This is a genomic window from Amycolatopsis aidingensis (assembly GCF_018885265.1).
GTDB classification, from domain to species: Bacteria; Actinomycetota; Actinomycetes; order Mycobacteriales; family Pseudonocardiaceae; genus Amycolatopsis; species Amycolatopsis aidingensis.
In genome coordinates this window covers 4,225,679-4,252,617 of record NZ_CP076538.1, presented here as the reverse complement: position 1 = coordinate 4,252,617, position 26,939 = coordinate 4,225,679, and the positions used below count along the sequence as shown (strand labels likewise).

Sequence of the window (26,939 nt, the reverse complement as noted above, 5' to 3'; positions counted from 1 at the left end):
GTGATCATGGCTTCCCTGCGAGAACTCTCCGAACGGGGGCAGAGCGTGTGGGTGGACTACCTTTCCCGCCCCATGCTGCGCACCGGCGAGCTGGCCGAGCTGGTCGAGGCCGGTGTCACCGGGGTGACGTCCAACCCGACCACCTTCAAGAAGGCCATCGCGGACGCCGAGGCCTATGACGATCAGCTGCGCGAGCTGATCGAGGCAGGCAGCAAGCCGAAGGACGCCTTCCTCGCCCTGGCCCAGCAGGATATCCGCGAGGCATGCGAGCTGCTGCGGCCCGCGTTCGACCGCGGCGGTGCGGACTACCAGGGCTGGGTTTCGCTGGAGGCGGACCCGCGGCTGGCCTACGACACCCAGGCCTCCATCGACGAGGCGGTCCACCTGCACCGCCTGATCGACCGGCCGAACCTGTTCGTCAAGATCCCGGGAACCGAGGAGGGCCTGCCCGCGATCGAGGAAGCCATCGCGAACGGGATCCCGGTCAACGTCACGCTGCTGTTCTCGCTGTCGCGGCATCGCGCCGCCGCCGAAGCCTACCTGCGCGGGCTGCGCAGGCTGCGGGACAGCGGCGGTGACCTGACCTCGGTGGGCTCGGTGGCCTCGTTCTTCGTGTCCAGGGTGGACGCCGAGGCCGACCGCAGGCTGGCCGAGGCGAACGGGCCCGAGGATCTGCGGGGCACCCTGGCGATCGCGAACGCGAAACTGGCCTACCAGACTTACCTCGAGGTCTTCCGTGGCCCGGAATGGGAGGAGCTCGCGGCGGCCGGGGCGCGCCCCCAGCAATGCCTGTGGGCCTCGACCTCGACCAAGGACCCGCAGCTGCGGGACGTGCTGTACGTCGAGGAACTGATCGGCCCGGACACGGTGAACACGATGCCGCGGCAGACTATCGCCGACTTCCGGGACCACGGCACGGTCGCCGACACCGTGCAGACCGGTTTGCCGGAGGCGCGGCGCACCCTGGAGCGGTTCGCCGAGGCGGGGGTCGACTACGACAAGGTGACCGCCGCGCTGGAGGAGGACGGCGTGCGCCAGTTCGCGGAGTCCTTCCGGGAACTGCTCGACGGTATCGCGGTGAAACAGGAGGCCCTGACCAGGCCGTGACACCGGGACGAGGCACAACCAGACGGCCCGCCCCTGGACGCTCCAGGGACGGGGCCGCTCGCCGGGTTCGGCGGTGCCCGGCGGGTCAGGCCGGGACGAGCTCGCGGGCCGCGGCCACGATCGCCTCGGCGTCGATCCCGGCGTGCCGCAGCTGCTGCTCGGGGGTGGCCGAGGCGGGCATGGACCGCACCGCCAGCCTGCTGAACCGGGGTGGGCTCGCCTGGCTGGCGAAGGCCTCCAGCACGGCGTCGCCGAGCCCGCCCTGCGGCCAGTGATCCTCCACCGTCAGCAGCCGCCCGGTCTCCGCGGCCGCCGTGCGCAGGGTGGCCGTGTCCACCGGCTTGACCGAGTACAGGTCGATCACCCGCGCGGCGATCCCGGCCTCGGCCAGCCGGTCGGCGGCCCGCAGCGCTTCCGGCACGGTCACCCCGGCGGCGACCAGGGTCACCTGGTCCTCCGCCGTGGAGCGCAGCACCCGGCTGCCACCCACCGGGAAGGACTCCTCCGGCCCGTAGACGACCGGGGTGTTGCCGCGGGTGGTGCGCAGGTAGGAGATGCCGTCGAGCTCGGCCATGGCCGCGGTGAGCCGGGCGGCCTGGTTGGCGTCGCAGGGGTAGAGCACGGTGCTGCCCGCCACCGCGCGGAACATGGCCAGATCCTCGAGGCCCATCTGCGAGGGGCCGTCCTTGCCGATCGAGACCCCCGCGTGCGAGCCGACGACCCGCAGGTTCGCGCCGCTGACGGCGGCCATCCGCAGGAAGTCGTGTGCCCTGGTGAGGAAGGCCGCGAAGGTGGCGAGGTACGGGACCCAGCCCCGGGCTTGCAGTCCCACCGCCGCGGCGACCAGCTGCTGCTCGGCGATGTAGCACTGCACGAACCGCTCCGGGTGTTCCTCGGCGAAGTACCCACTCCTGGTGGAGTCACTGACCTCACCGTCCAGGGCGACCACATCCGAGCGGGCATGCCCGAGCGCGGTCAATGCCTCCCCGAAGGCGGTGCGGGTGGCGGCCTCCGAGCCCACCTCGTAGCCGGGCAGCTTCGCCGCGTTCCGGCGTGGCGAGCCACCGCGGTGGGGGTGCGGCTGGGCCACCCGCACCCGTATCGACCGCGGGCCGCCGAGGTCGCGGACGGCCTCCTCGGTGTCCGGCACCGGCTTGCCGTGGGCGCCCTCCTGGTTCTCGACCGCCGCGACACCCCGGCCCTTCCTGGTGCGGGCCACGATCGCGGTGGGCATGCCGGTGGTTCCCGCCGCCGTGGCGAATGCCCGGTCGACCTGTTCCAGGTCGTGCCCGTCCACCTCGATGACCTTCCAGCCGAAGGCCCTGATGCGCCTGCTGTAGGCCTCGACGTCCCAGCCGTGCCGGGTCGCTCCGCGCTGGCCGAGCCGGTTGACGTCCACGATCGCGGTCAGGTTGTCCAGCCCGGAGGAGCCTGCGTGCTCGAAGGCCTCCCATACCGATCCCTCGGCGAGCTCGCTGTCCCCGCACAGCACCCATACCCGCGAGCCGGTGGTCTCCAGCCGCGTGGTGGCCAGCGCGAAGCCGACGCCCAGCGGCAGGCCCTGGCCGAGCGATCCAGTGGCCACGTCGACCCAGGGCAGCCGGGGGGTCGGATGGCCTTCCAGCCTGCTGCCGTCCGAGCGGAAGGTCAGCAGCTCGTCGGCGGAGATGGCACCGGCCGCGGTGTACATCGCGTACAGCAGGGGTGAGGCATGGCCCTTGGAGAAGATCAGCTCATCGTTGGCGGGGTTGTCCGGCGAGTCGAAGTCGTACCGCAGGTGTTTGGCCAGCAGTACCGCCATCAGGTCGGCCGCAGACAGCGACGAGGTGGCGTGGCCGGAACCGGCCTCCGCGCAGGCCCGTACGGCGTCGACCCGTAGTTGCTGGGCGAGCTCGGCCAGCTGTTCCGTGCTCGACACGGTCTCCGGCATCAGGATTCCTCCCGGTCACGGCGGATTCGTTGGTTGTACCGTGATCAGGCGTACCCGGCGGGACCGGTTTCCATGCACGTCGGCCGCCGCGGGTTCACCGTCCGGGGAGATCGTCGAAATCGGCGGGCACGGCGTGCTCCAGCAGGGCACGGAACTCGGCGATCTGGCGTTCCTCGTCCTCCTCCTCGGCACCGGCGGGGTCGCGGCCGGTGTCCTCCGCGAGGTTCAGCCGCACCGCGGCAACGTCGAGTACCGTGTCGGCGACCTCGACGGGAGCCCCGGTACGCAGGCCGACGGCGACCGCGTCGCCGGGGTGCGCGGGAATCCTGGCTCCGGTGTCCAGCACCAGCTGGGCCTGGAATATGTCCTCGCGCAGGTCGGTGACCTGGACCCGGTCGACCTGGTGCCCGAACCCGGCCAGCAGGCTGCCGAGGAGCTCGACGGTGCTGGGGCGGGGGTGCTGGATACGTTTCCTGGCCGACTCCACGGTCTCGGCATCGGATTCGGTAATGGGGACGGCCAGCCAGCGTCGCTCGCCGCCTATTTCGCGCAGCAACATGACTGGCGACTGCCGCCCGGGTACCGTCACCACCCCGTGCAGGTATACCGGGACCACGAAACTCACCACGCTCTCACTCATCCGGAGGGGACTTACCTCCACTGGATACCCTCGGTGAGACGGTGGTGACCGTCGAGGCCGGTTACGTATTGACAACAGTTGACATACTTCGTCGTGACATAGTGGATATCTGACCTGCGATGCAGGCTGGCGAAGCATTCTCCGGCTCCCCGTCGATATGTTTTTTGTAGCCGAGGCCGGGGTGCCCCGACATTTTTTCGTGCATCCGTGACAAAGCGATTGTTCCGCATTGTGAATACGCCTTTATCTTGTGTCGCTGAACACGTCCATGCGTATTCGTCCGGGCTGCTACCGTCGGCATATGGATGGATTGTTTCGCGGCGCAGGGGAAATGGCGCGCAGTCTGTGGGTGATGTTCCGCGCGGGATTGGCACCGTTTCCGCGCCTCGACGAGGGGCTGCGTTCGCTCGTCGCGGTCCGGAAGTTCGGCCCCTTCGTCGGCGCCGTCCGGCATGCCGCCCGCCGCGACGGTGCCGCCGTCGCACTGGCGGACGAGCTGGGGGAGCTGACCTTCCAGCAACTCGAGCAGCGGTCGAACGCGCTGGCGAGGGCGTGGCGGGGGCGCGGGATCACCGAGGGCACTGTGCTCGCGGCACTGTGCCGGGACCACCGGGGCCTGGTGGTCGTGATGCTCGCCGCCGGCAAGCTGGGAGCCCGGCTGGTCCTGCTGAACACCGGCTTCGCCAGGCCGCAACTGGCGGATGTGGTGGCCCGCGAGCAGGTGTCGGCCCTGGTGTACGACCAGGAGTTCACCGAGCTGCTGGAAGCCGTGGACGCCGGCGTGGAACGGTACCTGGCCTGGGTGGACGAGGAACCCGCGACGGGTGCCGCGGTGGCCACCCTGGACGAGCTGATCGCGGCCGCGGACGACACGGCGCTGCCGGCTCCGCGCCGCCCCGGCGGGTTCGTGCTGCTGACCAGCGGCACCACCGGGACCCCGAAGGGTGCGCCACGCGAGCGGACCTCGGCCCTGTCCAGCGCGCAGTTCCTCGACCGGATCCCGCTGCGGGCGGGGGAGAGCACCTGCCTTGCCGCACCGGTGTTCCACGGCACCGGATTGTCGCAGTTCGTGCTGGCCTTCGGTCTCGGTTGCAAGGTGGTGCTGAGCAGGCGGTTCGACCCGGAGCACACCCTGCGGCTGGTGGCCGAGCACGGCTGCAGCACCCTGGTCGTCGTGCCGACCATGCTGCAGCGGATCATCGACCTCGGGCCGGAGGTGATCGCGCGCCACGACACCTCACGGCTGCGCATCGTGTTCGCGGCCGGCTCGGCGGTCTCGCCCGACCTGTGCCGGCGGACCGCGGAGGCCTTTGGTGACGTGCTCTACAACCTGTACGGCTCCACCGAGGTGGCGGTCGCCACCGTGGCCACGCCGCGGGAGCTGCGGAAAGCCCCTGGCACGGCCGGGCGGCCGCCGGTGTCCTGCCGGGTCCGGCTCTACGACGAGAACGGGGCGCGGATCACCGAGCCGGAGGTCGTCGGCAGGGTGTTCGTGGGCAGCGGGCTGAGTTTCTCCGGCTATACCGACGGCCGGTCGAAGGAGATGATCGACGGGCTGCTCTCCACAGGGGACGTCGGCCATTTCGACACCGACGGGCTGCTGTTCATCGACGGCAGGGACGACGACATGATCGTCTCCGGTGGGGAGAACGTCTTCCCGCTGGAGGTGGAGAACCTGCTCGCCGAGCGCACGGATGTCCTCGAGGCGGCCGTGCTCGGCGTCCCGGACGAGGAGTTCGGCCAGCGGCTGAAGGCGTTCCTGGTCGCCGCGCCCGGTGCCACCGTCGATCCGGAGGAGGTCAAGGAGTACGTCAAGGCCAACCTGGCCAGGTACAAGGCGCCGCGGGAGGTCGTGCTGGTCGACCAGTTGCCGCGCAACGCCACCGGGAAACTGCTGCGCAGGGAACTGCTGGACGGTACGGCCACCGGGTGAGCGCTACACCTGCTCCTCGACCAGGCCGATCCGTTCCAGGATCCGGACCGGGAGGAACCGCAGCACGGCCAGGGTGACCGCGGGCACGAGCAGGGTGATCCCGCCCAGCCACAACAGGGCCAGCCGCCCGTTGGCGATCGCGCCGAACAGCGAGTGCAGCACCAGCAGCGCGAACGCGGGGTAGGCGAGCCTGTGCACCCACAGCCAGCGCCGGTAGGACATCAGCCGGACCAGTCCCGCGGTCACCGCGATGGCCAGCGCCAGTTCCAGGCCGAGGATCCCCATGGTGTGCCGGGCGAGCGTGCCCGGCAGCAGCGGGATGATCAACCGGGGCACGGTGAACGTGCCCGCGGTGACGAACAGGAACCCGATGGCGTGGATCGCACCGAAGGCCAGTGCCAGCATGGCGAGCGCGACATGCCCGCTGCGCATGGTCTTGCGGCCGCAGATGCGGTGTACCCAGCCCGTCGCGGTGAGCACGCCCCAGCACAGGGTCAGGCACATGAACGCGTAGGAAAGGCGTGCGGAAATGGCGGCGACGTAGCGCAGGCCCTGGTCCGCCGCCGGCTGGGCGAACTCGATGAGCGCCTGAGCCCATCCGTCCGGCATAAGATCTTCTCTCCTGATTGAGTTGTGGTCGGTAGCCTGTGGTCAGGAATAGGTCATCGGCGGGCCGCGCGGTTTGCGCGGCCGTGGACCGTTGTTGCGGACCAGCCAGAGCGCGAGCACGGTTCCGCCGCACAGCAGGGCGGCCAGCAGCACGACGAGGAACACGTCGGTGGCCTCCATGCTGAGGGCGGCACCCGCGGCCGTCGCCGAGGCGTCCAGCACCGGTGCGGGCAGTTCCTCGTAGTCGACCAGCCCGGTGCTCTCCAGCAGGTTGATGTGCCGCAGCACCGCGGTGTTGCCGCTGTTGGCGAACGCACGGACGGTCTCGTTGCGGCTGCCGGCGCGTACGTTGGCGACGTAGGTGAGCACCTTGCCGTGGGCCAGCCGCAGCCGGTTGGCGTAGATCCGGTCGAACTCCGCCGGGCTGCCGGCGTCGCGCATCTCGTTGAGCCAGTCCTGTTGCTTGACGTTCGGCCGGTCCGGCAGTTCGACCCCGAACCGGTCGGCGACGGTGCGCACCGCGCTGTCCAGCCTGCCGTGGTCGACAAGGAGGATCAGGCCGATCTCGCGGACCCGCTGGTTGCTTCCCTGCGACCGGGCCCAGTTCGAGGACGGCATCTCCCACAGGCCCGCCTGCCGGACCTTCACCAGCAGCTCGACATCGGTGTCCGACAGCGGGGTGGCGGTGTCCATGGGCCCGAGATCTGCGCTGCGCTCGATCTTCCCGCCGTCCGGCCGGACCGGGAACCAGGCGCCGTCGATGCCATGGCCCGTGGTCTCGCCTGCCATCTCGTCCTTGGTGTACCGGTACAGCGGCCACCCGGACAGGGTGAGCTGCGCTGACCCGTCCGGCCTCGTGATGGTGCCGAGCCTGCCCTGGAGCAGGGAGCCGGACGGCTCCTCGGATGCCGGCATAGGCTGCCACACCTCGGCGCAGGCACCGGTGCAGTTCGAGGTGGAGGGGCTGGCGTCGTCCCGGTCGTAGCGGTAGAGCGCGAATCCTTGGTCGTCCACCAGCATGGGGCCGATGTCGAAGGCATCGACCGCGTGCACGGGTGGACGGTCGGCGGGGCCGGACTGCTGCGCGATCAGCCGGACCTGGCCACCGCCGGGTACGCCTGCGGAGTAGTAGCTGCCGTAGGAGTTGCTGTCGTCGCAGGCAGCGATGGCCGTGAGCAGCGTGAGAGCCACGGCGGCCGGGATGAGCAAACGCCTGCGGGGCGTCATGACGTCCTCCTGTCGGGGGCCAGGGGCGCGTTTATTCCACTATGGACTGATATGTCCACAGTGGATGTCGAGCGACGCGGGGAACGACGCTCGGCGGGGCCTACACCGGGGGATACGAGGACGGGCCGCGGGTGGTTCAACCGGATCCCACATCCGGCCACTCGGTGTTCCGGCGCGGGGGCGGTCAGCCGCCCAGGGAGGTACGCGGGCTCCAGCGCGTGCTCGGGGTGCCTGCCGGTGTGCCGACATACTGCCGCAGGGTGCCGAGCCGGTCGATGTGGATGGTGACCTGCTCGCCGGGGGTGAGCCACTCGTCGCGGTCCAGCCCGCAGCAGCCGGGGACGGTGCCCATGCCGATCACCGTGCCAGGGGGGAGGGTGCGGTGCGCGGCGATCTCGGCGAGTACCTCGGCGGGATGATGGGTGTACTCGGCGGTGCTGCCGCGCCAGGTCGGCCTGCCGGGGAAGTCCACCGTGGTGGCCAGGCCCAGCGGGTCCGGCACCTCGTCCGGGGTGACCAGGTAGGGGCCGAACCCGTTGCCGTCGTCGAAGTCCTTGGAACTGGTCGGCCCGGTGAAGAACATCTCCGGCAGCTGGACGTCGCGCGCGGAGGCGTCGTTGTAGATGAGGTACCCGGCCAGTTCGCCCGCCGCGCCGGTGACCAGCGCGAGCTCGGGCTCGATATCGAGGTAGGCGGTGTAGTCCGGCCAGGCGATGGTGTCCTGGTCGCCGATGATCGAGTGGTGGTTGCCCTTGTAGTACCGCACCCCGGCGCGGGGCCTGCCGACCAGCGAGCCCGCGATCGGGCCGAGCAGCCTGCCCAGCCGCCAGGGCAGGGCGTGCCGCAGCAGCACCTCGGTGGAGGCACGCAGGTGGCGCGGGGACAGCGCGCAGTCCAGCAGCGCGGCCGGCCGGGGCACCGCGGGCAGGAGACGCACCTGGGACAGCGGCGTGCCCTGTGCGCCGGGGTTGGCGGCCAGCAGATCCTGCGCCCGCTGAAAGGTGGCAGGCAGGCCGGCGAGGTACTTGTCGATGGACCCCAGCCCGCGCACCCGCGGGGCGAGATCGGTGAACGCCACGACCTGGTCGTCCCGTACGGCACCGAACCGGGTTACGCCCGCATCGGTACGGAAGGTCGCGAGCCTCATCGGCGTCGTTTCCGGGGTACGGCACGCCGGTGCACGAAGGCCCGCATGCCTACCTCCCTCGCCGATCGGGGTATGCGCAGGCACGCTAGTAAGCGGCCGCACCGGTGTCAATCAAGAATCCACGGCAGCCGCCAGTGCGGTTCGCGGGCTGCGAGCGCGTGCAGGGTGCCGTCGGTGGTCAGCGCGAACAGCCAGTCGCCGCTGACCGACATCGCCGAGGCCACCCCGCCGCCGAGGTCGTACTCGGCGAGCACGGCTCCGCTGCCACGGTCCAGCACCGCCAGCCTGCCGTCCCAGGTGCCCGCGTACACCACCGTCTCGGTGGCCAGCGCGTGCATCGCGGGCGCTCCGGCCGTCGCTGCGGTGCAGCCAGGCGGCGGGCCCGCGCCCGGCGGATAGCCCACGGGCGTCTCCCACACCGGTTCGGCCGGCTCGGGCGAGCCGGTGTCGAAGGCACGGACCACGCCGTCCGCCGCCGCGACATAGACCATCCGGCCGCGCACGGCGGGGCTGGTCACCTGCGGTGGCCCCGGCTCGCATGTGCTCTCCGGCAGGTCGGTATGCCACAGCCTGGCGCCGCCCGCGCTCGGGTCGTGTCCGCCGAGCCCGCCCACGGTCATGGTGACCAGTTGCGGTTCGCCCTGGCGGGGATCGGTGAGCACGGGGGAGGAGTGGCTGTACAGGTCTCCCTTGGTGTCCACCGAGTACCGTCGGGCGCAGGTGCTCAGGTCCATGGCGATCAGCGTCTGGCTGGAGCCCGAGTGCAGGTAGGCCGTGTCGCTGCCGGGTTCGCGCACGGCCGTGCTGTGGAACTCGCCCCAGCCCGCAGGTGCGGTGAACCCGCCGGGCAGTCGTCGCCCGGTCGCCGCGTCCCGGCAGACGATCCGGTCGAACTCCTGGTAGACGGCGACGGCGTGGTCCCGCGCGGGCAGGTCGAACACGCTCACCGGACCACCGGCCCGGCCGTAGCGGCGGACGGTGCCGCCGACCCGGTGCTCGCCGTCGATGGTCTGCCAGACCACCTTCCCGGTGCGCGCGTCCAGTGCGTAGACCCGGCCGACCGCCGTGCTGAGGTACACCCGGCCGCCGTGCACGGTGGGGAAGGACTCGGCGTCCCCGTCCAGGTAGGTCCGCCACAGCTCGCGGCCGGTGTCCCGGTGGTAGGCCAGTACCTGGTGGTAGGGAGAGGCGAAGGCCTGCGTGGACACGATGACCCTGTCCCCTGCGACCGCCGCGCCGTTCAGGTTGAAATGCTCACCGGTGTTCGCCGCCCAGCGCTGGTCCAGCCTGGCTCCGGGATCGGATCCGGCCGATGACCTGCCCCGCTCGTCACCGCCCTGCCGGGGCCAGTCCGCCCCGCCTTCCGGGTCGCGCAGCAGGAACCGCGGCAGTACCCGGAACCTCGACCGCACCGCGGGCCACCGCTTTCCGGTCGTGTCCACGGCGTGCAGCTCGGCGCGGTAAATCCCGGGGAGCAGGCCGGGAACACGATCCTGCGCGACGGTCCAGTTGGTGCGTGCGGCAGGGCAGGGCTCGGGTTCGCCGCCGGGCGGTGTGTAGCAGTTGACCATCCCTTGTGGACTCCGTGGTGCGCCGAACCGGAGTGCCCTGCGCTGCCAGACGATCCGGCCGAACAGGTCCCGGATCGTCAGCCGCGCCGTCGCTGGGGTGCGGCCGTCGTCCTCGGCGTAAGCCTGCACCGGGATGGCGGTGCGGCCGGGGTAGACGCTGCCCGGCGCCGGGCTCACCAGGGTGGCCTTGCCTGGAACGGAGAACTGCCGGTGTGTCCCGGAGACGTAGCCGGTGTCCTCATTGCGCTTCGTCGCCGGGTCGTCGGTGATGCCTGCGAAGTCCAGCAGCCGGTAGCCGGGCCGGGCACCGTCGATGCCGTAGGTGGCGCCCATGTTGTTCACCTCCACCGAGCGCGGGAACGCGCCGCGGCGGAACTCACTCTGCTGGTTGTGCCCGGCGGCGAACATCCGCACGTCGTAGCGGGCGAGCTCGTCGACGATCGGCTGGATGGTCGTCCCCGGGCCCCACCGGGTGAACAGCGAGCGGTGCGCGAACACCAGCACCTGCTTGCCATCGGCATGCCTGCGCAGATCGGTGCGCAGCCAGCGCAGCTGCGGGGCAAGGCCGGTGGGATCGTAGTTGTTCTCCAGCACCACGATATGCCTGCCGTTGCGGTCGAAGCTGTACCACTCCGGGCCCATGTTGCGCCGGTAGGTCTCCATACTGGCGGCGTAACCGCTGCTCGTGCCGGTCCCGCCCGCGTCGTGGTTGCCCATGACCGGGTAGAACGGACGACCGAGGCCGCCATCGGCGAGCCCGGCGCGCAGGATGTCGTAACCACCCTGGCGGCGGGGCGTCTCGGCGTAGTCGGTGACCGTGAGATCGCCGGTGGCGATGGTCACCGTGGCCTCGTTGTTCTCGGCCATGGCCGAGACCTGGCGGGTCCACCGGGCGCGGCTGTCCCCGGCCGAGTCATCGGTGCGGTTGTCGGTCTCGGTGTCCGAAACCACCTGCCAGGTCTCCAGTGGATCGGCCGCGTCCGGATCGGGCACCATGGCGAAGTCCACGCCGCCCTGCTCGGTGACACCTTTGGTCACCTCGTGGAAGAACCGTGGCACGTAGTCCGCGCGTAGGGCCGGGGTGTAGCCGTCAGGGGAGACCACGTGCACGAGGTCGGTTTCCCTGCGATCCGGGTCGATCCGCAGGTGATAGCCGCCATCCGCGGCCGTGCTGGTCCACACCGCCCCGTCGGTCACCGAGACGCCGGCCAGCCCCGGCTCGCCCGCGCCGCGCTCCCCGTCGCCGTCGCGGTCGGCGAACACCGTGCCGCGCACCTCCACGGCGCCGCTCGCCGCGGTGCCCACGGGGCCGGGCAGTACGAGCACGATCAGGACCACGACCAGGCCGAGCACACCTCTCGTCACAGTTGATCAACCTAGGAGGCCGGGCATGGCAGGGAAAGGCGCCCGCGGGAGAGTTCATCCGCCGTATGGCGGACGGTCAGGTGTGCTCGACGCCCGGCGCCAAGATCTGTTAACCTCGCCTCGAGCCCCGGATGGGCCGATATGTGGAGGTACTGACTTTCTCTTTGCCACCGGAGTACGGCGCGTTTCCGTCTCCCGTTCTGGCAAGCCTCTGTTGAGGGCAACCGCTTTCTGATCTCTTCTCGGTGCGGTGTGTCTTCCCTCTGCATGTCCGGCCTACGGGTTTTCGCGTGTCCGCTCATGGTGGCGTCCGTTCCTCCGATCCGTACCTTGATCTGGAAAGGACCACATGACCGAAGAACAATCAGCACCGGGCGCGGAATTCGACGTCGCCGAGTTCCAGCGGCAGGTGATCACGGAGTTCCGGGACAACGGCGGGAAGGTCGGCGGGATGTTCGAGGGTTCCGCCCTCGTCCTGCTGACCACGCTCGGCGCCCGCAGCGGCCTGCGCCGCACGGTCCCGCTCGGATACCTGGAGATCGAGGGGCAGCCGCTGGTGGTCGCCTCCGCGATGGGCGCGCCCAGGAATCCGGCGTGGTACCACAACATCAGGAAGAACCCGCTGGTCACCGTCGAGACCGGTACCGAGACCTACCAGGCGATGGCCGGCATCCCGCACGGCGGGGAACGTGATGAGCTGTTCGCCAGGGTCGTCGAGGCCGAACCCGGGTTCGGCGACTACCAGGCCCGGACCACCAGGGTGATCCCGGTGGTGACCCTGCATCGGGTGGACGCCGGGGCCGACCGGGTCCACGGCCTCGGCGACTTCCTGGTGGAGGGGCACGAATGGCTGCGTACCGAGCTCGCCGCACTCCGGCGCCAGGCCGAGGAGATGACGCGGGACCCGGCGCGGCCGGTGTCGCCGGACCTCGCCGACCAGCTGCGTGCCCACTGCCGGGAGTTCTGCGGCGCACTTGGGCAGCATCACACCGGCGAGGACCAGGGCGCGTTCCCCATGCTGGCGCAACGTTTCCCCGCGCTGGCGCCCGCGCTGACCGAGCTGGCCGCCGAGCACCGGACCGTGGCCCGGTTGCAAGCCGAGATCCGGCGGCTCGCCGAGGAGTACGTCCCCGGCGAGAGCGACTCTTCGCGGCTGCGCGCCGAACTGGACCGCCTGGCCACCGACCTGGAAGCCCACTTCGCCTACGAGGAGAAAACCGTGGTCACCGCGCTCAATGCGCTCGGCCCCGCCCCGGATCTGGGCTGAGGCCGTCCGGAAACGGCCAACGCGTGCGCGTGGACGGCCAACGCGTGCGCGTGGACGGCAAACACAACGGATCGCCGTGTTTGCCGTCCACATCCGCGTGTTTGCCGCCCACATTCATGCGTTTGCCGTCCACATCCGTGCGCTGGCCGTTCCGGGAACTGGCAGGATGCGGGTGTGGGTACGGTTCTCGCGTTTCATGCGCATCCGGACGACGAGGTGCTGCTCACCGGTGGGACGCTGGCGTTGCTGGCGGCGCAGGGACACCGGGTGGTGCTCGTCGTGGCCTGTGACGGGGTGATGGGGGAGGCCACCGGTGCGCGCGGGCGTGCCCGGCTGGACGAGCTGGAGGCGTCCGCGGCGGTGCTGGGGGTGGCCAGGGTGGTTCATCTCGGGTATGCCGACAGCGGGCACGGGCCGGTGCTGTACCCGGACCCGCCGGATCGGCAGCGGTTCGCCCGAGCCGACGCCGATGAGGCCGCGGGCAGGCTGGCCGGCCTGCTGCGCGGGGAGGGCGCCGACATCCTGCTGAGCTACGACCGGCAGGGCGGCTACGGGCACCGCGACCACATCCGGGTGCACGAGGTCGGCGCGCGGGCCGCCGAACTGGCCGGCACCCCGCGGCTGCTCGAGGCGACGGTACCGCGGGAGCCGATCATCCGGTGGTTCGCCGTGCTGCGCAGGCTGCGGCTGCTGCGCAGGTACGACGCGGACACCGCGCGCAACGCGGGCACACCTCGCGCGGAGATCACCCATCGGCTGGACGTCCGCCGGTTCGCCCGGCACAAGCGGGCCGCGCTGGCCGCGCACCGGTCCCAGGTGTACGGCGGCGGGCGGTCGGCGCGCCTGTTCCGGGTGCTGAGCCGGTTGCCGGTACCGCTGTTCGCCCTGCTGCTCGGCAGGGAGTGGTTCGCCGAACAACCGGTTGGGCACGCCGCCCGGCGTGCCCAACCGGAGGCGGATCAGGTCACAGGGAGTTCGCCAGGCGGTCCGCCAGCAGGCGGGTGAACCGCGGCGGGTCGCTCAGCTCGCCGCCCTCGGCCAGCAGCGCCATGCCGTACAGCAGTTCGGCAGTCTCGGCCAGCGAGGCGTCGTCCGCGCGCTCCGCGTGGGCCTTGCGCAGCCCGGCCACCAGCGGGTGCTCCGGGTTGACCTCCAGGATGCGCTTGATCTGCGGCATCTCCTGGCCCATCGCCCGGTACATCTTCTCCAGGGTGGGGGTGACGTCGTGCGCGTCACCGACGATGCAGGCAGGGGAGGTGGTCAGCCGGGCGGACAGCCGCACCTCCTTCACGGTGTCCTGCAGCGTGTCCGACATCCAGGAGAGCAGGTCGGCGAAGTCCTGCTGCCGCTGGTCCCGTTCGGACTCCGAGTTCTCCTCCTCGCCGTCCAGGTCGACCTGGCCCTTGGCGATCGACTGGAACTGCTTGCCATCGAACCCCGGCACCGACTCGACCCACATCTCATCGATCGGGTCGGCCAGGATCAGCACCTCGTAGCCCTTGGCGGTGAAGGCCTCCATATGCGGCGAGTTCTCGATCGCCGACCGGGAAGCACCGGTCAGGTAGTAGATGTGCTCCTGGCCCTCCTTCATCCGCTCGATGTACTCGCGCAGCGTGGTCTGCCGCTCGGCGTCGTGGGTGGAGGCGAAGGAGGCGATGTCCAGGATCGTCTCCTGGTTGTCCGGATCGCCGACCAGGCCCTCCTTGACTGCGGCGCCGAACTCCTTCCAGAAGGTGCGGTAACGGTCGGGGTCCTCGGTCATCATCGTCTTCACCGTGGACAGCACCTTCTTCACCAGCCGCCTGCGGATCAGCTGGATCTGCCGGTCCTGCTGCAGGATCTCCCGCGAGACGTTCAGCGAAAGGTCCTGGGCGTCCACCACGCCCTTGACGAAGCGCAGGTACTCGGGGACCAGCGCCTCGCAGTCGTCCATGATGAAGACCCGCTTCACATACAGCTGCACCCCGCGCTTGCGCTCCCGCATGAACAGGTCCAGGGGGGCGTGCGCCGGGATGAACAGCAGGGCCTGGTACTCGAAGGTGCCCTCGGCGCGCAGCTGGATGGTCTCCAGCGGGTCGGTCCAGTCATGGCTGATGTGCTTGTAGAACTCCTTGTACTCCTCCTCGCTGGCCTCGTCCTTGGGCCGCGCCCACAGCGCCTTCATCGAGTTCACGGTCTCGAGCTCGCGCTTCGTGCCGCCCTCGCCGTCCGGCCGCTCCACCTCCATCCGGATCGGCCAGGTGATGAAGTCGGAGTACCGCTGGACGATCCCCATGACCTTCTGCGTGTTCGTGTAGTCGAACAGCTGGTCGTCGGTGTCCTCCGGCTTGAGGTGCAGGGTGACCGCGGTGCCCTGCGGGGCGTCCGCCACCGTCTCGACGGTGTAGGTGCCCTCCCCGCTGGACTCCCACCGGGTGGCCTGGCTCTCGCCTGCCTTCCTGGTGAGCAGGGTGACTGTGTCGGCCACCATGAAGCTGGAGTAGAAGCCGACCCCGAACTGCCCGATCAGCTCCTGCGAAGCCTCGGAGTCCTTCGCCTCCTTGAGTTTGCGCAGCAACTCGGCCGTACCGGACTTGGCGATGGTGCCGATCAGGGTCACCACCTCGTCCCGGGACATCCCGATGCCGTTGTCCCGCACGGTGAGCGTGCGCTGCTCGGCGTCGATCTCCAGGTCGATGTGCAGGTCCTCGGTCTCGACCTCGAGGTCCTTGTCCCGGAATGCCTCCAGCCGCAGCTTGTCCAGCGCGTCGGAGGCATTCGAGATGAGCTCCCGCAGGAAGATGTCCTTGTTCGAGTAGATCGAATGGACCATCAACTGCAGGAGCTGACGCGCCTCTGCCTGGAACTCGAGTGTTTCGAACTGCGTGTCCACTGCATTCCTTTCGGGACGTCACCGAAGTCGGGCCGGAACCCGCAGGCACCGTGGCTCCCCACCGGCGGCCGCGTGCTCCGCCGGAAATTATGGCAAACCCGGCCCGGGAGATTCCCCGAGGATTCGGGGTGAACCGGCTCGCTGGCGGGCCCGTGTTTCCCGGCAGCGGACCCCGACGCCCGAGGAGGCAGCCAGTGAGTCGACACCGACGTCCCGAGAACAAGGTAGTGGTCCCGGTGGTCGGCGTGACCGCGGTGCTCACCGGCATCGCGGCGGCCATTGCCGTTCCGGCCATCGCCGGGCCGGAGGAGCCCCCCGACATCCCCGCGGCGGCCGGCGCCCCGGACCTGGGCACGGCGATGCGGGAGGACCTGGGACTGACCTCGGCCCAGGTGCGTGCCCGGTTGGCGGCCGAGGCGAACGCGGCCGAGGCCGCGCGCGCGTTGCGGGGCACGCTGGGCCCCAGCTATGCGGGGTCCTGGTTCGACTCCTCGGCCGGGCGGCTGGTCGTCGCGGTCACCGATCCCGCCCGCTCGGACCGGATCCGCGCGGCCGGGGCGCGGCCACGGGTGGTCGAGCACAGCATGGCCGAGCTGACCGGGGCCAAGCGCAGGCTCGACCGGATGGGTGCGGCCGTTCCGGACGCGGTCACCGGCTGGTACGTGCAGCCCGGCAGCAACAGCGTCGTGGTCGAGGTGGACTCCCGGCAGTGGAACACCGCCACCGAACGGATGCTGACCGGGCTGCGGGAGCAGGGCACGCCGCTGCGGGTACACCAGGCTCCCATGGCCCCGCGGCCGCTGGCCGATATCGTCGGCGGCGACCCGTTCACCTTCGGCGCGGACGGCGGCCAAGGGCGCTGCTCGATCGGGTTCTCGGCCACCGGACCGGATGGCAGCGCGCATTTCCTCACCGCGGGACACTGCACCACCGCCGGTGGTACCGCACGGGACATCGACGGCCAGGAGATCGGTCCGATCAGCGAGAGCGTGTTCGACACCGCGGGCGACTTCGGGCTGGTCGACGTGACCGACCCGGGTTCGCGGCTGACCCCGCTGGTCAACCGGCAGGACGGCACGGCCATCGAGGTGGCCGGTTCAGCGCAGGCCCCGGTCGGGGCCTCGATCTGCCGCTCGGGTTCCACCACCGGCTTCTTCTGCGGTGAGGTGGCAGCCTTCGACCAGACGGTGAACTACGGCAACGGGGATATCGTGCGCGGTCTCACCAGGACCACGGTCTGCGCGGAGCCGGGCGACTCCGGTGGCTCCTTCATCAGCGGAACCCAGGCCCAGGGGATGACATCGGGCGGATCGGGGGACTGCACCAGCGGCGGCGTCACGTTCTTCCAGCCGGTGAACGAGGCGCTCCAGGCGTTCGGCCTGGACCTGGTCACCACGGGCCAGTCCGACCGGCGGTTTGGAGCTGGTTCAGATAACTCAGACGACGAGGGCGTGTACGGCGGCCGGTGACTGCGCGGTCCGCCGGTAGGCCGACCAGGCCACGGCGAGCCTGCGCACGCTCTCGGTGAGTTCGGCGGCCGGTGCGGTAAAGGGGATCCGCAGGTGGTCGGTGCTGCCGCCGGTGGCGTCCAGTGCGGTGCCCGGCAGCACGGTGACCCCGTGCCGCAGCGCCACCTGCGCGAAGGCCGAGGCATCGCCGGGTAGCCGCACCCACAGGCACTGCCCGCCGGTGGCCGGCCGGAACCGCCACTGTGGCAGGGACTTGCGCAGCTCGGCGCACAGCTGATCATGGTGCCGCCGCAGCTGCGCGGCCCGCGCCGCGGCCACCTCGTCCAGCCGGGGCAGCAACTGCACCATCGCCAGCTGCTCGAGCATCGCGTTGCCGAGGTCGTGGATTGCCTTGATCCTGGCCAGCTGCGCGATATCGGCCCCGGCCGCGCGGATCCAGCCGATGCGCACCCCACCCCAGACGGTCTTGCTGAACGAGCCGACGGTGAGCACCCGGTCCTGGCCGGCGAGCGTGGCAAGTACTGGCGGCTCAGTGTCCGCAAAGGACAGTCCGTCGAGGACGGTGTCCTCGATCAGCGGCACGTCACGGGACCCGGCCGCCGCCACCAGGCCGCGCCGGGTCAGTGCGGGCACCGTGCCACCGGTGGGGTTGTGGTTGGTCGGGTTGAGGTAGGCCAGCCGCGGTGCCTCGGCGTCCAGTGCGGCAGCCCATCGGGCCGGGTCCGGCCCGTCCACCCCGGTCGGGACCGAGTGGATCACCGCGGCCGAGTGCCGGAACACCTCCAGCGCGCCGGGATAGGTCGGCCCCTGCACCAGCACCGGGTCGCCCGGCCCGAGCAACAGCCGGGCCAATAGCGCCAGCGCCTGTTGCCCACCGCCGGTGACCAGGATCTGCTCCGGGGCGGTCGGCAGGCCGCGTTCGGTGTACCGCTGGGCCAGTCCCGCACGCAGCTCCGGGTGGCCGAGCGGGTAGTAGCCGATATCGCCGCCTTCCAGTCCTGGTAGCCGGGTCAGCGCGGCGCGGTAGGCCTCGGCCAGCTCCGGCGGCGGCCCACATGGCGCGGCGCAGCCCAGCGGCAGCGAGTCCCCTGCTGGCTCGAGGTAGTTGAGGAACATCGGGTTCGCCGTGCCGATCGTGCCCGCAGTCGCCCCGGACACCACCGAGGGCGCCACCCAGGTGCCACGGCCCTGATGCCGCTGCAGCCTGTGCTCCTGCCGGAGCAGGTCGTAGGCGGCGACCACGGTGCCGCGGCCGACGGCGAGCTGCTCGGCGAGGACCCGGTCCGGGGGCAGCGCGGCGCGCGGCGGCAGCTGCCCCGAGTCGATCAGTTCCCGCAGCCGCTCGGCCAGCAGGAGGTACAACGGCCCCCGGCTGGTGGACCAGCGGCCGAGCTGGGCCACCAGCCGGTCCGCTGGCCAGGGTATTGGCTCGCTCATCGGACCAATTTAGCGGCAATTGGTGCTGTTCGACCACGCCGGCCCGGCGCAGCCTTGAGGCATGACCGCAACCGAGCAGCAGCCGGCCACCAGGGCCGTGCACGTGTCCCCGCCCCCAGTCGACGCCCGCCCCATCAGTGTGCCCATCTACCAGGCCGCCAACTTCGCCTTCGACGATCCGGACGCCCTCGCCGAGTCCATGGAGCGGCCGGACGGCGCGTTCGTCTACAGCCGGTACGGCAACCCGACCATCCGGGCGCTGGAGAACGCGCTGGCCGACCTGGAGGGTGGCGTGGCCGGGATCGCCACGGCCTCCGGGATGGGCGCGATCAACACGGTCCTGCTGTCCATGCTGAACGCGGGGGACCACATCATCGTGCAGCGCTGCCTGTACGGCGGCACCTACGCGAGCATGCGCGACCTGACCACCCGGTTCGGGATCGAGCTGACCTTCCTGCCGGGCAAGGACCCCGCCGAGGTGGCCGCCGCGGTGCGCCCGAACACCCGCCTGCTCTACCTGGAGACCGTGGCGAACCCGATGACCGACGTGATCGACCTGCCCGCGTTCCTCGCCGCGGGCAGGCAGGCCGGGCTGACCACGGTGGTGGACAACACCTTCGCCACCCCCTTGCTGTGCAGACCGATCGAGCTCGGTGCCGATGTCGTGCTGCACTCGGCCACCAAGTACCTCGGCGGGCATTCCGATGTGATCGGCGGGATCATCGTGCTGGCGCGGGAACGGCACTACCGGCCGACCTGGCACTACGCGACGGAGCTGGGAGCCTGCGCCGATCCGTTCGCCGCCTGGCTGACCATCCGCGGGCTGCAGACCCTGCCGTTGCGGATCCGGCAGCAGTGCGCGAACGCCCGCGTGCTGGCCGACCGGCTGGCCGCGCATCCCGCCGTGGCGTCCGTCCGCTGGCCCGGCCGGGCCGACCATCCCGACCACGAGGTCGCCACCCGGCATCTCGCCGACTACGGCGCGATCATCTCCTTCGACCTGGCGGGCGGGCGCGAGGCGGGGTACGCGCTGGGCAAGCAGGTCCGGCTGGCCCAGCTGGCCGGATCGCTCGGCGGGGTGGAGACCACCGTGATGCACCCGGCCAGCACCTCGCACCGGCAACTCGACCAGGAGGCGCTGGCCGCGGCCGGGATCGGAGCGGGCACCGTCCGCCTCTCGGTCGGGATCGAGGACGCCGGGGACCTGTGGGCGGACCTGGAGCAGGCGCTGGCGGCCTGAACGGGACGGGTCACATGGCGGCCAGCATGTACGCCATGGTGGCCGCCATCACGGCGAGGCTGGGCGGCACGGTCGGCGCGGACTCCGCGGTCAGCGCCACGGCGCCCTGCCCGCCAGCGGTCGCTGCCCCCGGTGCGTCCGCGGTGCCCACCGGCACCGGGCGCAGCACCGGCACCCTGCTCCACAGCCCGGCCGTCCAGGCCACGGCCTGGGCACCGAGGTACCCGACGAAGAGGTAGGTCACCGGCGCGAACCGGCTGCTCATCGGCAGCAGCATGTAGGTCATTGCGAGCATGTCCACCGCCGCGGCGAGCCACAGCGGGTTCAGCACCCCCTCGCCGCGGCGGATGAGCACGGCTCCGGCCACCAGGGCCACTGTGACCAGCGCGAACAGTGCGAGCCCCGCCTGGTACAGCCCCTCGTTGCCCATCCGGGGCAGCAGGTACATCGCCACCATCCCGAGTGCCATCACGGTGTGGCTCGCGTGCCACCACCGGCGCTGCCCGCGCATGGCCAGCACGTGCCCGATATGCAGCACCGCGACCCCGCACAGCACGGCGGCCAGCGCGATCCGCAGCCATTCCGGCAGCAGCGGCGAGCTCATCATGGTTCGGGTGTTCCTTTCTGCTCCCGCGCCGGGTGCAGGGCGTTCAGGATCGACTGGTGGGTCACCCAGCCGACCATCCTGCGGTCTCCCGACGGCGCCGACAGCACCGGCAGCCCGGTGCCCTGCGCGTCGGCCAGCGCGGCCAGCGCCTCGGTCAGGCTGGACTCACGGGTGAGCAACGGCGGCAGCTCGGCGAGGTCGTCCACCGTGCCCCGCGCGGCGGGGTCACCGGCCAGTGCCTCGGTGACCGCCCTGGCCGTCACACATCCGTGGTAACCGCCGTCCGCGCCGACCACGGGGAGGATACCCCGCTGGGAGACGCCGAGCGCATGCGCCGCCTCGGCCAGGCCGGTGTGGCCCGGCAGCGGTGCAGGCAGCGCCTCCATCGCCGCGGCGACCGTGCCGCCCGCGAGCCCGCCGGAGGCCGGGCGGCGGTCCAGGTCGATCCCGCGGCGGCGCAGCTTGAGTGTGTAGATGGTGTCCCTGGACAGGGCCCGCCCGGTGAGGGTGGCGATCACGATGGCGGTCATCAGCGGCAGGATGATGGAGTACTCGCCGGTGAGCTCGAACAGCACGATCACCGCGGTGATCGGCGCACCGGCCGCGCCCGCGAAGGCCGCGCCCATGCCGACCAGCCCGTACACCCCTGCTCCCGCGGTCATCCCCGGCAGCAGGGCGTTCACCACGATCCCGAAGGCCGTGCCGCCCATCGCGCCGATGAACAGTGAGGGCGCGAACACTCCACCGGATCCGCCGATCCCGATGGTCAGCGCGGTCGCCAGGATCTTGCCGGCCAGCAGCAGGAGCAGGAAACCGAACAGGTAGTCGCCGGACACCGCGTGCTGCAGCACCGGGTAGCCGACCCCGTACATCTGCGGCAGCAGGAGCAGCAGCCCGCCCAGCAGCAGCCCACCCGCCGCGGGCCGCAGCCACTCCGGCCCGCGCCAGGCCCAGTCGCAGGCGTCCTCGACCCAGTACAGCACCCGGGTGAACAGGGTCCCGCAGGCGCCGATCACGATCCCGAGCCCGATGAACAGCAGGTACTCCACCGGGCTGCGCAGGCTGAATGCGGGCAGGTCGAGGAACGCGACGTCCCCGAAGGCGGCCCGCCCCACCACGCTCGCGGTCACGCTGGCGAGCACGACCGCGCCGAAGGACTCCATCGCGAAGTCCCGCAGCAGCAGTTCCATCGCGAAGAACGGGCCGGCCAGCGGGGCGTTGAAGGTGGCCGCGATCCCGCCCGCGGCCCCGCAGGCCACCAGCACACGCAGGCGGGACTCCGGCAGCCGGGCGAGCCTGCCGAGGCCGGAGCCCAGCGCGGAGCCGATCTGCACGATCGGGCCCTCGCGGCCGACCGAGCCGCCCGCCCCGATGCACAGCGCGGACGCGAGCGCCTTCACCCCGCTGACCTGCACCGGGATCCGGCCGCCGCGCTCGGCGACCGCGTACATCACCTCCGGCACCCCGTGCCCGCGTGCCTCCGGCGCGAACCGGTACACCAGCGGCCCGTAGATCAGCCCGGCCAGCACCGGAACCAGCAGCAGGAACCAGGGACCGAGCGCGGGCAGCCAGGGATGGGCCTCGCCGCCGGCGATCGAGTAGTCGGCGTGCCCGGAGAACAACCGGGTACCGCCGTCGATCAGCCAGCGGAAGGCGATCGCGCCGAGACCCGCGCCCGCGCCGATCAGCAGCGCCAGGGCGACCAGGCCCGCCGGGCTCTCCCGGAGCCAGCGGCCGAGCGGCTGATGCGCCGGAACCGGAACACTTCGTCCTGCGACAGCCACATTTGCAGTATGCAACACTTGCTCTGTGCACAGATAGGCTGGGGTGACGTACGGTACAACTGGAGCCATGTCCGGGAGCCGCTCGGATCCGGGCCGAGGGCCGGAGGGATGTGCGGTCAGCGAGGTCCACGAGCGGCGAGGCGGGGCGAATTCACTACGGAGGTGACGGGCGTGCCGGAATCCGAGCCTCGCCGAGCCGGTCGTGGCGCGCGTTCCCAGACGAGCACCGAGACCGGGCGCGCCGGTGCGGTGGCGCCCGATGACGTCGACGCGATGGCGGACGCCGTGCTGACCGCGTCCCGCCTGCTGGTCGCCGTGTCGGCCCGCTCGATCGCCGCGGTGGCCGAGGTGATCACCCTGCCGCAGTTCCGGTTGCTGGTGGTGCTGGAAGGCCGCGGCCCGCTCAAGCTGACCGCGCTCGCCGACCAGCTCGCGGTGAATCCCTCGACCGCGACCCGCATGGTCGACCGGCTGGTCTCGGCCGGGTTCGTCAGCCGGGAGACCAACCCGGCCTCCCGGCGCGAGCTGATGGTGACGCTGAGCCGCGCCGGTGCGGAGGTGGTGGCCGAGGTGACCGCGCGCAGGCGGGCCGAGATCACCAGGATCGTGAGCCGGATGCCCCCGGATACCCGGCACGATCTGGTCCGGGCACTGACTGCGTTTGCCGAGGCCGGTGACGAGCCGCCAGCGCCAGGGCCCGCCGGCGCCCCGCTGTTCTGAGGTTGTTCTCAGGCTGTTCTGGCGAACTACCCGATACGCCGTGAGCGGCACAACATGGCGCCGCTCACGAATTCCGCCTTCATGCCGGTGTCCCACCTCACAAACGAGTTCAGGGCGTGAAACACCGCCACCCGCTGTGCTAAACCGCTCTGGAATCACGAGGAGTACCGGGAGTTGCACGGGTAGTTCGAGCAGCGGAGGTGAAGGGCTTGACAGTACACGGATCGTCGTCCCCATCGGACATCGCCGAGGACGAGCGGGTCGAGCGGGTGGTGGACACGGATCGCTACCCGCTCGGGCACCCTGGCGGCCCGGCGTGGACGGAGGTCGTCGCCACGGTCCATCGTGAGCTGCGGGACGTGGGCTGCAGTGTGCTCCCCGACTTCATCCGGCCCGAACTGCAGGACGAGCTCCGGCGGGAATGCGCCGGGATCGCACCGCTCGCGCACGACGAGATGGAGGTGGTCAACGCCTACAACATCGCGACCGACACGCAGCTGCCAGCCGACCACCCCGGTCGCACCACAATGGAACGTGGGAACGCATTCGTGGCGCAGGACCACATCCCGCGGCACTTTCTGATTCAACGGCTCTACCGCAGCGTGGAGTTCCAGCGGTTCATCGCCGCCTGCTTCGAGCTCCCGCAGATTCACGAGCTCGCCGACCCCCTTTCGAAACTGTGCCTGAACGTGATCACCCCGGGCCTGTCCCATCCCTGGCATTTCGACACCAACGAGTTCACCGTCAGCCTGCTGACCCAGGAGCCCGAGCAGGGCGGCGTTTTCGAGTACTGCCCGAATATCCGCTCCGCCAGGGAGGAGAACTTCGCCGGGGTGCGCGCGGTACTGGACGGCCACGGCGAGCAGGCGGTGCGCCGACTCACCCTGCGCCCCGGTGACCTGCAGCTGTTCAAGGGGCGGTACTCGTTGCACCGGGTCACCCCGGTGCGCGGAGAGACCGCTCGGCACTCGGCGATCCTCGCCTACAGCGAGCGGCCGGGCGTGGTTGGCAGCGTGGCGCGGACCCGGCAGCTGTTCGGCCGGGTCCTGCCGGAACATCTCGCCGCCGAGCGCCGCGCCGTCCGCGGCGACCAGTTGCTTGACTAGGAACCATTGCAATTCCCGCCCGACAGCAGAGGATGCCCGTGAACGACAACCCGGAATGGTCCACCCGCACCTTCGGTAACGAGGACCGCCTGCCCCGCGTGCCGCTGCCCACCATCGAGGACAGCTGTGCCCGGTTCCTCGAATGGTGCGAACCCCTGCTGACCGAGGAGGAACGAGCCCGGACCGAGGCCGCGGTCACGGCGTTTCTCCAGCCGGACAGCCCGGCCCGCACCCTGCACGCCGAGCTGGAGCGCTACAACGCCGCCGAGGGGGTGCGCAGCTGGCTGGACCGCTTCTGGCCGGCCCGCTACCTCGGCAGGCGGGACCGCATCGCGTTGAACGCGAACTTCTTCTTCCTGTTCCAGGAGTCACCGCAGGGGCAGCTCGAGCGGGCGGCCGGGCTGGTCGCGGCCGCGGTCGGCTACAAGAAGCTGCTCGACGAGGAAGCCATCCCCGCGGTGGTGCAGCGTGGTGCCGCGCATTCCATGGAGCAGCACAAGTTCCTGTTCTCCACCACCCGAATCCCCGGCGCGGAGCAGGACACCGTGCGGGCGCCGTACAGCGCGCAGCACCCCGGTCCTTCGCCTGCCCGGCACATCGTCGTGTTCTTCCGGGGCAATATCTTCCGGATGGACGTCCTGGGCCAGGACGGGCACCCGTTCCCGGCCGACGACATCGAGGCGAGTCTGCGTTCGGTGCTCGAGTCCGGCGCGACCCGCGCCGGCGACGATGCCGCGGTCGGTGCGCTGACCACCAAGGCCAGGGCGGAGTGGGCGGCAGACAGGCAGGCGCTGCTGGCCGGGAACCCCGGCAACGCCGCGGCACTGGAGACCGTGGAGAGCGCGTTGTTCTGCCTGTGCCTCGAGGACTTCGCCCCGGCGAATCCCGAGCAGGCCTGCGACCAGCTGCTGCACGGGGACAGCGGGAACCGGTGGTTCGACAAGGCGGTCTCGCTGATCGTGTTCGCGGACGGCACCGCGGGGATCAACGTGGAGCACTGCGGCCTGGACGGCACCACGATCCTGAGCTTCGTGGACACCCTGCTGAGCACGCCGGTGGCCGAGCACGAGGCACGGTCCGGTGCCCGGCCGCAGGGGGTGCCCACGGTGGAGCCGGTGGAGTTCGTGCTGGACGAGCGGCAGCGGGCGGAGGTGCGGGACGCGGCGGCCGCGTTCGCTGCCTACGCCGCCGACACGGCCACCACCACGGTGTCCTTCGACTTCGGTGCGGAGGAGATCAAGCGGCTGCGGTGCTCGCCGGACGCCTTCGCGCAGCTGGCCTACCAGCTGGCGCACCGGCGCGCCAAGGGATTCACCGGGGCCACCTACGAGTCGATCGCCACCCGGCAGTACCAGAACGGGCGCACCGAGGCCATGCGCGTGGTCACCCCGGAGATCCTGCGGTTCGTGGCCGCGATGGACGATCCCGGCACCGACCCGGCCACCCGGGTGGCAGCCTTCCGTGCGGCCGCCGACAAGCACGTTTCCCGCGCCAAGGAGTGCCAGCAGGGGGACGCCCCCGAGCAGCACCTGTGGGAGCTGCAGCTGATCCAGCGGCGGGAGGGCGAGCGGCTTGGCGCCACCGCGCCGCTGGAGCTGTACGACAGTCCCGGCTGGACCATCATGCGCAACGACTACCTGAGCACCAGCTCGGCTCCATCGGTGCACATCCAGTACTTCGGCTTCGGGTCCACCAGCAGTACCTGCATCGGGGTCGCGTACGTGCTGCTGCCGCAGCGGTGGAACCTCTACCTGAGCACCCCACGCCCGGTGGCGGAGCAGATGTTCACCTTCGCTCGTGAGCTGACCCGCGCGGTCGGGGAGTTGCGCGAGCTGCTCGCCGCGGAGCAGGCGTAGCGTCCGCCGCGCTCACTCCGGGTTCACTCCGGGAGGTCGAAGAAACCGGGAATCGGCCGGCCACCGCCCTGCGCGGTGAGCCGGTCGTACACCCACCTGCCGACGGCGAGATCCAGCACACCCAGTCCGAACGGGGTGAACACCGTGGCCCGGCCGGGCTCGGGGCGCACCGTGCCCTCCAGCACCCCACCGATGGTGCCGTGCACGAACTCCCGGCTTCCGGTGTGCTGCTCGGCAAGGTGCAGCGAGGTTCGTTCCCTTACCGCGTGGTCCACATCGTCGGTGATGTTGGTGGCGCCGAGGATCAGCTCGGGGGAGAGGTCGCGCAACGAGAGGTGCAGCACCACCGGTGCCCGTGCCAGCAGGCCGGGATCGAACAGATGCGGTTCGCCAGCCACTGTCGCGATCACCACCAGGTCGGCGTCGGCGAAGGCCCCGGCAGGGTCCTCGGCAACGCGCACCTCGCTGCCGCCGTCCGCGCGGATGGTCTCGCCGAACCGGGCGGCCGCCGCGGGGTCGAGATCGAACAGCCGGTAGCCGCCGATGTTCCAGTCCAGGTCACGCAGGAACCGGCGCACGTGCTCGGCGATCAGGCCGGTACCGACGAAGCCCACCCGGTCCGCCTTGCGCGCGCCGAGCAGTTCCTCGGCGGCCAGTACGGCCGAGGCCGCGGTGCGGGTGGCGGACACGATCGAGGACTCCAGCATCGCGTACGGGTAGCCGGTGGCCATGTCGTTGAGGATCAGCATCGCCGAGGCCCGCGGGATGCCCTGCGCGGTGTTGCCAGGCCAGCTGGCGATCCATTTGATCCCGGCGACCTCCCGCTCGTCCCCGAGATAGGCGGGCAGCGCGATGATCCGGTCCCGTTCCCGCCGCGGGAAGCGCAGGAAGCTGGAGTGCGGGTTCACCGTGTCGCCGCGGTGATGCGCCAGGTACGCCGCGCGCACCGCGTCCAGCGCGCCCTGCCGGTCGTTCTCCACCACCCCCGACACCTCGGCGGCCGTCAGGACGTGCAGCGGTGGTGGTGCGATACCGGACATCGGGTCCCCTTC

At 70.9% G+C, this 26,939-nt stretch carries 20 protein-coding genes; 9 read left to right on the top strand and 11 right to left on the bottom strand.

The window, feature by feature from the left end:
* The first annotated feature begins 6 nt into the window (after positions 1-6).
* A complete protein-coding gene (gene tal, locus KOI47_RS19470) occupies positions 7-1,107 on the top strand; it encodes a transaldolase (RefSeq protein ID WP_216205419.1) in 1,101 nt (366 codons plus the stop codon).
* An 85-nt stretch (positions 1,108-1,192) separates the two neighbouring features.
* On the opposite strand, the gene KOI47_RS19465 is transcribed toward tal, so the two are convergent.
* Both KOI47_RS19465 and KOI47_RS19460 read right to left on the bottom strand, forming a co-directional pair.
* Positions 1,193-3,037 (bottom strand): transketolase, encoded by a 1,845-nt coding sequence (locus KOI47_RS19465; RefSeq protein ID WP_216205416.1) that lies wholly within the window; start codon positions 3,035-3,037, stop codon positions 1,193-1,195.
* A 94-nt stretch (positions 3,038-3,131) separates the two neighbouring features.
* A complete protein-coding gene (locus tag KOI47_RS19460; RefSeq protein ID WP_216205413.1) occupies positions 3,132-3,677 on the bottom strand; it encodes a bifunctional nuclease family protein in 546 nt (181 codons plus the stop codon).
* Between the two features lie 301 nt (positions 3,678-3,978).
* Here KOI47_RS19460 and KOI47_RS19455 point away from each other — a divergent pair, with 301 nt between their 5' ends.
* Positions 3,979-5,610 carry an acyl-CoA synthetase gene (locus KOI47_RS19455; protein WP_216205410.1) on the top strand — a complete coding sequence of 544 codons (1,632 nt, stop codon included), beginning with the start codon at positions 3,979-3,981 and terminating at the stop codon, positions 5,608-5,610.
* 3 nt (positions 5,611-5,613) lie between these two features.
* Here the strand turns inward: KOI47_RS19455 and KOI47_RS19450 are convergent, their stop codons facing one another.
* The 4 genes from KOI47_RS19450 to KOI47_RS19435 all read right to left on the bottom strand — a co-directional run bounded on the left by KOI47_RS19450 (position 5,614) and on the right by KOI47_RS19435 (position 11,529).
* Complete coding sequence (locus tag KOI47_RS19450; RefSeq protein ID WP_216205407.1) at positions 5,614-6,219, bottom strand: ferric reductase-like transmembrane domain-containing protein; 606 nt, start codon at positions 6,217-6,219, stop codon at positions 5,614-5,616.
* A gap of 42 nt (positions 6,220-6,261) precedes the next feature.
* Positions 6,262-7,446, bottom strand: coding sequence for a DUF4142 domain-containing protein (locus KOI47_RS19445; protein ID WP_216205404.1), 1,185 nt, complete (start codon positions 7,444-7,446; stop codon positions 6,262-6,264).
* A 184-nt stretch (positions 7,447-7,630) separates the two neighbouring features.
* On the bottom strand, positions 7,631-8,593 hold the full coding sequence (locus KOI47_RS19440; protein WP_216205401.1) for a fumarylacetoacetate hydrolase family protein: 963 nt from the start codon (positions 8,591-8,593) through the stop codon (positions 7,631-7,633).
* A 107-nt stretch (positions 8,594-8,700) separates the two neighbouring features.
* A complete protein-coding gene (locus KOI47_RS19435) occupies positions 8,701-11,529 on the bottom strand; it encodes an outer membrane protein assembly factor BamB family protein (RefSeq protein WP_216205398.1) in 2,829 nt (942 codons plus the stop codon).
* A 349-nt stretch (positions 11,530-11,878) separates the two neighbouring features.
* Here KOI47_RS19435 and KOI47_RS19430 point away from each other — a divergent pair, with 349 nt between their 5' ends.
* Both KOI47_RS19430 and KOI47_RS19425 read left to right on the top strand, forming a co-directional pair.
* Positions 11,879-12,796, top strand: coding sequence for a nitroreductase/quinone reductase family protein (locus KOI47_RS19430; RefSeq protein WP_216205395.1), 918 nt, complete (start codon positions 11,879-11,881; stop codon positions 12,794-12,796).
* A 174-nt stretch (positions 12,797-12,970) separates the two neighbouring features.
* Positions 12,971-13,801 (top strand): PIG-L deacetylase family protein, encoded by an 831-nt coding sequence (locus KOI47_RS19425; RefSeq protein ID WP_216205390.1) that lies wholly within the window; start codon positions 12,971-12,973, stop codon positions 13,799-13,801.
* Here the strand turns inward: KOI47_RS19425 and htpG are convergent.
* A complete protein-coding gene (htpG, locus tag KOI47_RS19420) occupies positions 13,761-15,668 on the bottom strand; it encodes a molecular chaperone HtpG (RefSeq protein WP_216205387.1) in 1,908 nt (635 codons plus the stop codon). The genes KOI47_RS19425 and htpG overlap by 41 nt on opposite strands.
* Before the next feature lie 194 nt (positions 15,669-15,862).
* Between htpG and KOI47_RS35735 the strand changes: the two genes are divergently transcribed.
* Positions 15,863-17,137, top strand: coding sequence for a S1 family peptidase (locus tag KOI47_RS35735; RefSeq protein WP_269756642.1), 1,275 nt, complete (start codon positions 15,863-15,865; stop codon positions 17,135-17,137).
* Here KOI47_RS35735 and KOI47_RS19410 read toward each other — a convergent pair.
* Positions 17,105-18,574, bottom strand: a complete 1,470-nt coding sequence (locus tag KOI47_RS19410; protein WP_216205380.1) for an aminotransferase-like domain-containing protein — start codon at positions 18,572-18,574, stop codon at positions 17,105-17,107. The two genes, KOI47_RS35735 and KOI47_RS19410, sit on opposite strands and share 33 nt — an antisense overlap.
* A 61-nt stretch (positions 18,575-18,635) precedes the next feature.
* On the opposite strand from KOI47_RS19410, the gene KOI47_RS19405 reads away from it, so the two are divergent.
* On the top strand, positions 18,636-19,814 hold the full coding sequence (locus tag KOI47_RS19405; protein WP_216205377.1) for a trans-sulfuration enzyme family protein: 1,179 nt from the start codon (positions 18,636-18,638) through the stop codon (positions 19,812-19,814).
* Positions 19,815-19,824: 10 nt separating this feature from the next.
* On the opposite strand, the gene KOI47_RS19400 is transcribed toward KOI47_RS19405, so the two are convergent.
* Complete coding sequence (locus KOI47_RS19400; RefSeq protein ID WP_216205373.1) at positions 19,825-20,421, bottom strand: DUF5134 domain-containing protein; 597 nt, start codon at positions 20,419-20,421, stop codon at positions 19,825-19,827.
* Complete coding sequence (locus tag KOI47_RS19395; RefSeq protein ID WP_232376113.1) at positions 20,418-22,205, bottom strand: chloride channel protein; 1,788 nt, start codon at positions 22,203-22,205, stop codon at positions 20,418-20,420. The genes KOI47_RS19400 and KOI47_RS19395 overlap by 4 nt, the downstream gene beginning before the upstream one ends.
* A gap of 171 nt (positions 22,206-22,376) precedes the next feature.
* Between KOI47_RS19395 and KOI47_RS19390 the strand changes: the two genes are divergently transcribed.
* From KOI47_RS19390 to KOI47_RS19380, 3 genes are all read left to right on the top strand, one after another.
* Positions 22,377-22,925: a MarR family winged helix-turn-helix transcriptional regulator gene (locus tag KOI47_RS19390; RefSeq protein WP_232376112.1), complete on the top strand. Its 549-nt coding sequence runs from the start codon at positions 22,377-22,379 to the stop codon at positions 22,923-22,925.
* Positions 22,926-23,134: 209 nt separating this feature from the next.
* Complete coding sequence (locus tag KOI47_RS19385) at positions 23,135-24,031, top strand: HalD/BesD family halogenase (protein ID WP_232376111.1); 897 nt, start codon at positions 23,135-23,137, stop codon at positions 24,029-24,031.
* Positions 24,032-24,063: 32 nt separating this feature from the next.
* The gene (locus tag KOI47_RS19380) at positions 24,064-25,887 is read left to right on the top strand and encodes a choline/carnitine O-acyltransferase (RefSeq protein WP_216205366.1); all 1,824 of its coding nucleotides are present in this window, start codon (positions 24,064-24,066) and stop codon (positions 25,885-25,887) included.
* A 23-nt stretch (positions 25,888-25,910) separates the two neighbouring features.
* Here the strand turns inward: KOI47_RS19380 and sbnB are convergent, their stop codons facing one another.
* Positions 25,911-26,927 (bottom strand): 2,3-diaminopropionate biosynthesis protein SbnB, encoded by a 1,017-nt coding sequence (gene sbnB, locus KOI47_RS19375; RefSeq protein ID WP_216205363.1) that lies wholly within the window; start codon positions 26,925-26,927, stop codon positions 25,911-25,913.
* Positions 26,928-26,939 lie beyond the last annotated feature (12 nt).